Below are 6546 nucleotides of genomic sequence, written 5' to 3'. Positions count from 1 at the left end.
CCAGTTTTCGAAGTGAAGGAATATATGCGCGAAGGCAGGCTGGTTCCAATCCTCGAAAGCACCCCGCCAGCGCCTATTCAATTGGCCGCCATTTATCCGCACAAACGTTTGCAAGATCCCAAAGTGCGCCTGATCATTGATTTTATGTCTGAGCGTTGCCAACGACTGATCAAGAATGCCCTGTTATAATAGGCACATTTGGCAGGCCCCTGTAATAAGAACCAACTTAAAAAAAATATTAAAGGACGCAATTATCATCTTTTATTAAAGGAAAATAAGATGAAAAAGCGTTATAATTTTGTAAATCCTGATGATACGGAACTTGTACCAAGTTGGGGTCCCTATATCAGCTCTGTATTTGAATCCAATACAGCCGAACTATATTATGTAGAACAATATGTCCCTTCAGACGGCCTGGCCCAATGTATTTATTGGTCCTGCTGTAATTTTTATTTTAACCAACGTGGCGGTTACGCTGGAATTCAGCATAATAATACCTATAATAACATTTGCTCTATTTGGGATGTGAAAGATCGTCCACCGGGTGAACCAACCGAGGCTCTACTAGAATATGCAGCTCCCGGGACCAATGTATCTCACTTCCAGGGGGAAGGAACAGGACTGCATACAGACAATGAGACTGACAGCCCCATGCCATGGAAGGCTGATACTTGGTATGCAACAGTCATTCGACGTTGGTATAAACCTGACGAAGACATGACCCATATGGCGCATTTTATGTACGACTATTCTTCTGGAATCTGGACTGAATACATGGCCGCGTCCATTCCTGAGAAAAATTTGCCTCTCACCGGCACTCAGATCGGCGGGTTCCTGGAACGGTATAGTGGCTCTGCGCTCGGCTATAGTGGTGTATACGGACAGCATTTCAAAATGCATCCGGGTGGAATCTGGGAAAACCTTTACACTATGTAGCATCCGGTGGGGAGCCCTACAATTCTTGGAAAGCAGAAACTGTATACCAAGACACAAATATCAAAATTACTGCCGGCGGCACCTTTGATAATAGCTCACCCAGTATTACTTTGACACCCAATCAATTTGACGCGAAACCGAAACCTATCGGCCCGAGTGAAATAATATCCTTTGACGTGAGATACGATAAAGATCAAAATTACATTACCGCAAAGTGGGATATAAGTAACAAACAACCTCCTCAGTTAAGCTATACTATTAGAATATATAGCGATACTGATCCCGTTAATCCAGTTTGGACAAACCATGATGCTGTTCCCGACAGAAGACAGTGCTCATTCTATACATATTCCAGCATAACAAGTGGAAACTATGTAGCGGTCATCGAGATTTCTAGCATATTTGATGAGATATCTTCTAGAAAGCAACCATTCACTGTTTAAGTGATAATCAAACAATCCTTTTAACAAAGCGGCAGTTCAATTATAACTGCCGCTCAATTGCTACTCTCATTGAACTTCAACATTTTATTTTGACGATTTCACAGATAAAACTTCTAAAACATGTATGTTGCTTTACTTCGTTACACTCACACGGGCGCTTCTCACGTCCCGTCTCAAGCAAGCCGCTTTTCGAAGTGAAGGAATATATGCGCGAAGGCAGGCTGGTTCCAATCCTCGAAAGCACCCCGCCAGCGCCTATTCAATTGGCCGCCATTTATCCGCACAAACGTTTGCAAGATCCGAAAGTGCGTCTGATCATTGATTTTATGTCTGAGCGTTGCCAGCGGCTCATTCGCGAAATTCTCGCCTAGCCGCACTAGCCGCACTAGTCGCACTGGCCGCGCTAGTCGCATCTAATTCTGGACACCCGTGTTTACAGGGTCACGCGCAAGAATGGCGGTCAGGACTTCTGCTGTGACCAATGCAGCAATTACTTCGGGTCGTTTGTCTTTCAGGCTGGAGGCGCCAATCGGACAGGTGACTTTTTCAACAAAGGAAGCTTCGCCCAGCTCTCGTTTGAGCCAGTTTTTCAAGCTGGCTTTTTTAGTTTTTGAACCGATCATCCCGATATAGGCGGCATCACCGCGCTGCAAAGCTTCGGCGGTGATCAGAAAATCCAATGCATGATCATGAGTGAGAATGATAAAAGCACTGCCGGATGGAGCTTCGCGTACTACCTGCTCGGGCATGGCGACAAGGCGCATTTCAACACCGGGAATATCAATTGCTAAAAGCTCGCTCTCGCGGGTATCGACCAGCGTAACGCGCACTGGTGTTTGTGAAAACGCCACAGCCAACGCATTACCTACATGACCTGCGCCGAAAATAAAGACTTGTGGTCTGCTGGCAATTTCGGCGTCGATGCGCCGGATCAGCCTATCGGTTAATGGCTGATCAAGCAGATGAAATTCAAGCCCGACACGCCCACCACAACATTGGCCAATTTCTGGGCCTAGCGGCACGTCCATTGGTTGATTTATCTTGCCCGCAAGGATTTCACGCGCATGATCAATCGCCATAAATTCAAGCTGACCGCCACCAATGGTGCGAAAGATTTTTTCTTGCGAAACCAGCATCCAAGTGCCTACTTCCCGCGGCGCAGACCCTTTGACGTCGACAACCTCCACCAGCACGCAAGCCGGGTGAAGATTGATAAACCCCCTAATATCGTCGCGCGCTGCCCGCATCGTTTAGGCTTTCAATGCTTTCAACGCTCGCATGCGCTCAATTGCCATAAGCACGCGCTCCGGCGTTGCAGGTGCATCGAGGCGTGGACAGATTTTATAATCTGCCAGGCTGGCTACTGCATCAGAAAGTGCATAAAATACCGACATTCCATGCGGAAGCGGCGGCTCGCCCACCGCTTTGGAACGGTGAATGGTCGGCTCATAAGCCTCTGACCAATCCGTCAGCGCGACATTGAAGATTTTAGGTCGGTCGGACGCGAGCGGGATCTTATAGGTTGAGGGTGCATGGGTGCGCAGCCGACCCTTATCATCCCAGACCAGTTCTTCCGTTGTTAGCCAGCCCATGCCCTGAATATACGCGCCTTCCACCTGTCCAATATCAATAGCGCGATTGAGCGAACGGCCTGTATCATGCAGAATATCGGCGCGTTCGACCACATATTCACCGGTTAGCGTATCGACACAGACTTCAGAACAGGCTGCGCCATAGGCAAAATAATAGAAGGCATGGCCCTTGCCCTTGGCGCGATCCCAATGGATTTTCGGCGTTTTATAATGGCCAGCCGCGGATAATTGGACACGTCCGATATAGGCTTGTTCGACCAGATCATTAAAACTGATTTCCTGATTGCCAACGCGGATACGGTTGGGCAAAAAGACGATCTGATCTTCCGGCACTTGATATTGATGTGAAGCAAAATGAATAAGCCGTTTTTTAATCTGTCTTGCGGCGTCTTGCGCGGCCATACCATTTAAATCAGCGCCCGATGATGCAGCCGTCGGCGAAGTGTTGGGAACTTTGCCCGTCGTAGTGGCGGTGATTTTAACCCGATCAATATCGATCTGAAATTCCTCGGCCACAACTTGAGCAACCTTCAAATGAAGCCCCTGCCCCATTTCGGTTCCGCCATGGTTCATATGAACTGAGCCATCGCTATAGATATGCACCAAAGCGCCAGCCTGATTGGATTCGGTCTTGGTGAAGGAAATACCAAATTTTACCGGTGTCAGCGCAATTCCTTTTTTAAGATAGGGATTGCGGGCGTTGAATTCGCGTATCGCGTCACGACGGGCGGCGTAATCTGCGCTTTCTTCAAGTTCCTCTATGATGCGTTGGATAATGCAATCTTCCACTTTTTGGTGATAGGGCGTGACATTGCGCGAGCCATTTGTGCCCATTGCATCGTAGAAATTGCGCTTGCGGATTTCGAGCGGGTCTTTGCCCAGAGCAAAGGCCACCTCTTCAATAATCCTTTCCGCCCCTACCATGCCTTGCGGTCCGCCAAAGCCGCGGAAAGCGGTGTTGGACACCGTATTGGTATAAAGGGGCGCGGATTTTGCATGAACTGCCGGATAAAAATAGGCATTATCACAGTGGAATAATGCGCGATCACCGACGGGGCCAGATAGATCGGCTGAAAAACCAGCATTGAGCGCAAACATAAAATCGACACCGAGAATATTGCCTTCTTCATCGAAGCCAACTTCATAATCGATCATGAAATCATGGCGCTTGCCGGTTGAGGTCATATCCTCATCGCGGTCGAGCCTGATTTTGACAGCGCGCCGATGTTTTTTCGCGGCAATTGCCGCAATCGCTGCCCATTGATTGGCCTGCGTTTCCTTGCCGCCAAACCCGCCACCCATGCGGCGCACTTCGACGGTGACGGAATGGCTCGCCACCCCTAGCGCATTTGCTACAAGATGTTGGGTTTCACTTGGGCCCTGTGTCGAGCAATAGATCGTGACATCTTCATCCTCTCCGGGGACTGCCAGTGACACTTGGCCTTCCAGATAAAAATGATCCTGCCCGCCAATACGCATTCGACCTTTGACCTTTTTCGGTGCTTGATCAATCGCTTTGCGTGCATCACCGCGACTAAGGGTCAGCGGTGTGAAAACCAGTCGATCCGTTTTCCCATCCAGTCTATCAATCGAAAAAATGCCCGGCATTTCTTCATATTCCACAATAGCAAGGCGGGCGGCACGGCGGGCTTGATCGCGGGTTTTAGCAACAACTGCAAAAATCGGCTGGCCGTGAAATTCCACCTTGCCGGGGGCGAGGATCGGATCATCATTCATGCCCGAAGGGGATACATCATTGATGCCGGGGATGTCGTCGGCGGTGAGTACATCAACCACGCCGGGTGCAACGCGCACCGCTGAAAGATCCAGCAATTTAATCGTCGCATGGGCAACGGTCGAATAGCCTATCCCAATATGCAATGTGCCTTCGGGTTCGGGCATATCATCAATATAGATTGCCGTACCCGTGACATGTTTATACGCGGAATCATGTTTTTCATCGGTGGCAACGCCACCCTTGATGCGTGAGGCGGTAAGTGATTGACAATGCTTGTTCATCTTAATCCTCCTCACGCAGCTTCGATCTGTTCAAGGCGGAAGGGGTGTTCTACACCTTGCGTCTCAAGGAAAAAGCGGCGCAATAAATTGCGGGCGACCATCAAGCGATATTCGGCGCTTGCGCGCATATCGCTCAAGGGTTGATAGTCGATAGAATAGGCCTCAAGTGCCGCCTCGACTGTTTCATGGGTCCATGGCTTGCCCAGCAGGCTTGCTTCCACCGCTGTTGCGCGTTTTGGCGTGGCGGCCATTCCGCCATAGGCTATGCGGATTGAAGCGACATTTTTCTGCGCATCAAGGGTCAGATAAAACGCACCCAAAGCTGCGGTTATATCTTCTTCACGTCGTTTGGAGATTTTATAGGTGGCAAAATGGCTTTGGGCTTGAGGCAACGGCACATGTACCGCCTCGACAAATTCGCCCGGCTGTCGGTCCTGTTTGCCATAGGCAATGAAGAAATCCTCAAGCGGGATGGTGCGGCGCTCATGCCCTTTTCGCAGCGTCAGCGTGGCATTGAGTGCTATCAATGGCGGCGGCATATCGCCAATCGGCGAGCCATTTGCAATATTGCCGCCGATTGTGCCCATATTGCGGATCTGTTCGCCGCCAATCCGATCAATCAAATGTCCCAGTGCGGGGATGCGTTTGGTCAGAAATGAAAAAGCTTCCGAATAGGTTACGCCTGCGCCAATGGTGATGGTTCCATTTTCTTCCGCAATGGAACGCAATTCTTCGATATTAGCGATGAATAAAACCGGTGAAATATCACGCATCATCTTGGTGACCCACAGGCCAACATCGGTCGAACCCGCAACGATGGTGGCATTGGGTTCTTGCGCCAGAATATTTGCAAAATCATCCAGATTGGAAGGAATGATCAATCGATCTTTGCCTTCACCAATTTCGACGCGTTTGCCGTCATGGATTGCGTCGAGCTGCGCGCGTACTTTCGCCCGCTCGGCGGCGAGCGGATCATCGTTCACCGTGCCATAATCCGATATGGCGCGGGCAGCGCGGATGATGGGTTCATAACCTGTGCAACGGCAAAGATTGCCTTGCAGGGCTTTTTCAATCGCGAAATCAGAGGGTTGCGGATTGCGCATCCAAAGCGCATAGAGCGCCATGACAAAACCCGGGGTGCAAAAGCCGCATTGGGAGGCGTGAAAATCGATCATGGCCTGTTGCACCGGATGCAATCCGCCATCGGCACCACGCAGCTGCTCAATTGTCACCACATGGCAGCCATCGAGCGATCCTATGAAGCGGATGCAGGCATTGACGCCTTCATAAATCAATTCGCCCGATGAGATTTTGCCGACAAGTACCGTGCAAGCACCACAATCGCCCTCGGCGCAGCCTTCCTTGCTGCCGCGCAATCTTGCACGAAGCCGTAGATAATCTAAAAGAGTTTCCGTTGGCCCGACATTATAAAGCTCTACCTGCTCTCCATTAAGAAGAAAGCGTAGTGCATGCCTTATAGACATATCGCTGACAGGTTCAGCTATGCTTTGGGCCATTTTATAATTTCCTCCTCCAAACGGCCAATTACAAGGACA

At 49.8% G+C, this 6546-nt stretch carries 5 protein-coding genes and 1 pseudogene; 3 read left to right on the top strand and 3 right to left on the bottom strand.

Going from position 1 to position 6546, the window contains the following annotated elements; translation table 11 throughout:
- The 3 genes and pseudogenes from C7374_RS02590 to C7374_RS02580 form a co-directional block, all read left to right on the top strand.
- Nucleotides 1–189 (top strand): LysR substrate-binding domain-containing protein (locus C7374_RS02590; protein ID WP_342634708.1); only part of this gene is annotated, 189 nt, incomplete at its 5' end.
- Nucleotides 190–279: 90 nt separating this feature from the next.
- Complete coding sequence (locus C7374_RS02585; protein ID WP_111574028.1) at nt 280–936, top strand: DUF3472 domain-containing protein; 657 nt, start codon at nt 280–282, stop codon at nt 934–936.
- Between the two features lie 607 nt (nt 937–1543).
- A pseudogene (locus C7374_RS02580) lies at nt 1544–1750 on the top strand (LysR substrate-binding domain-containing protein); the annotation flags it as partial.
- A 42-nt stretch (nt 1751–1792) separates the two neighbouring features.
- Here the strand turns inward: C7374_RS02580 and xdhC are convergent.
- From xdhC to xdhA, 3 genes are read right to left on the bottom strand one after another with little or no spacing between them, the layout of a single operon-like run.
- Nucleotides 1793–2626: a xanthine dehydrogenase accessory protein XdhC gene (xdhC, locus tag C7374_RS02575; RefSeq protein WP_111574027.1), complete on the bottom strand. Its 834-nt coding sequence runs from the start codon at nt 2624–2626 to the stop codon at nt 1793–1795.
- Between the two features lie 3 nt (nt 2627–2629).
- Nucleotides 2630–4990, bottom strand: a complete 2361-nt coding sequence (xdhB, locus tag C7374_RS02570) for a xanthine dehydrogenase molybdopterin binding subunit (protein ID WP_111574026.1) — start codon at nt 4988–4990, stop codon at nt 2630–2632.
- Between the two features lie 11 nt (nt 4991–5001).
- Nucleotides 5002–6507 carry a xanthine dehydrogenase small subunit gene (xdhA, locus tag C7374_RS02565; protein ID WP_111574025.1) on the bottom strand — a complete coding sequence of 502 codons (1506 nt, stop codon included), beginning with the start codon at nt 6505–6507 and terminating at the stop codon, nt 5002–5004.
- Nucleotides 6508–6546 lie beyond the last annotated feature (39 nt).

Origin of the sequence: Falsochrobactrum ovis, from assembly GCF_003259955.1 — a bacterium.
Classification (GTDB): Bacteria; Pseudomonadota; Alphaproteobacteria; order Rhizobiales; family Rhizobiaceae; genus Brucella; species Brucella ovis_A.
The sequence above is the reverse complement of the archived record's forward strand: the minus strand, read 5'-3'. Positions and strand labels throughout refer to the sequence as shown.